Annotated in this window: 1 protein-coding gene; it reads left to right on the forward strand. The window is 37.7% G+C overall.

The features are described from left to right. Positions 1-1402: Ig-like domain-containing protein (locus tag B9N65_RS10755; RefSeq protein ID WP_219336888.1), on the forward strand; the 1402-nt coding region annotated here is incomplete at both ends.

A 1402-nucleotide genomic window follows, 5' to 3' on the forward strand; every position in this document is an offset into this window, starting at 1 on the left:
ACTAAACAAGGCGAGCATAAATTTACAGCTATAGCTAAGAACGAATTTGGTACTAGCGTATCAAGCAATGAAGTTACAATTGATCTTGATACAATAGCTCCAGTTATCAAAGAGGTTACAATAACTCCGATCGATACTGCTGCTAAAGCCGATGATACAGCAGAAGCAACTCTTATAGTAGGTGTTACAGATACTCCTCATGCTACTATCATAGCTAAAGATAAAGATGGAAATTTCTTGGGTAAAGCCGACGCAAATGATAAAGGCGGCTTTGTTATAGATGCTAAACCTGTTAATCCTGGCGATAAATTGGTCTTTGAAGTAACTGATAAAGCTGGCAATACTAGTGAAAGCGAATTTAAAGCTGGCAATTTAGCTCATCCAAATGATCATACAGCTCCAAAAGTAGATATCGATACTGTAACTCCAGTAGATGAGACTAACCCATCAGATGGTACTCCAGATAAAGGTATCGTAAAAGGTAAATCAGATGAGCCAAATGCTCCAGTAGTTGTTACTGATGAAAATGGTAAAACAATAGGTACTGGCACAACTGATGACAAAGGAAATTTCGAAATCACTACTGATCCAATCAAACCAGGTGATAAAGTAACTGTAGAAGTAACTGACAAAGCTGGTAACAAAGGTAAAGATACAGAAACTGCTGGCGATATGGATATCATTCATAAAGATCTTCCAGAAGCTCCAGTTATCAATGAAGTAATTGATAACGTTAAGGGTTATGAAGAAGATACTAAAGTAGGCAATGTTCTTGATGTAAAAGGTCATCTAACAAATGATAGTACTCCAACTATCAAAGGTACTGCAAAAGCTGGATCAAAAGTAGAAATTTACGACAATGGCAACAAGGTAGGTGAGACAACAGCTAAATCTGATGGTTCATGGGAAGTTACAACCACAGCTCTTACAAAAGATGGCGAGCATAAATTTACAGCAACTGCTGAGAATAAATTTGGTAAGAGCGCACCAAGCAATGAAGCTACAATCGATCTAGACTCAATCGCTCCAAAACTTGACAATGTTAAAATCACTCCAATCGATACTAATAGCAAAGCTGATGATACAGCAGAGCTAACTATGGGAACAGGTCATACAGATGAGCCAAATGCTGAGATATTATTTAGAGATGAAAACAACAACATTATAGGAAAAGGTCACGCTAATAAAGTAGGTGACTTCGTAATTCAACTAGATAAAGCCATTCAGCCAGGTACTCCAGTATTTGTTCAAGCAATAGACAAAGCTGGTAACGTAGGTACAGATAGAGTTGAAGCTGGCAATATAGAACATCCAAACGACCATACAGCTCCATCAGAGCCAACAATCACATTTGTTGAAGATATCAATCCAAAAGATGGCAAGCTAAATAAAGCTGAAAACG

The organism is Campylobacter concisus, assembly GCF_002165815.1.
In the GTDB taxonomy this organism is placed as follows: Bacteria; Campylobacterota; Campylobacteria; order Campylobacterales; family Campylobacteraceae; genus Campylobacter_A; species Campylobacter_A concisus_BH.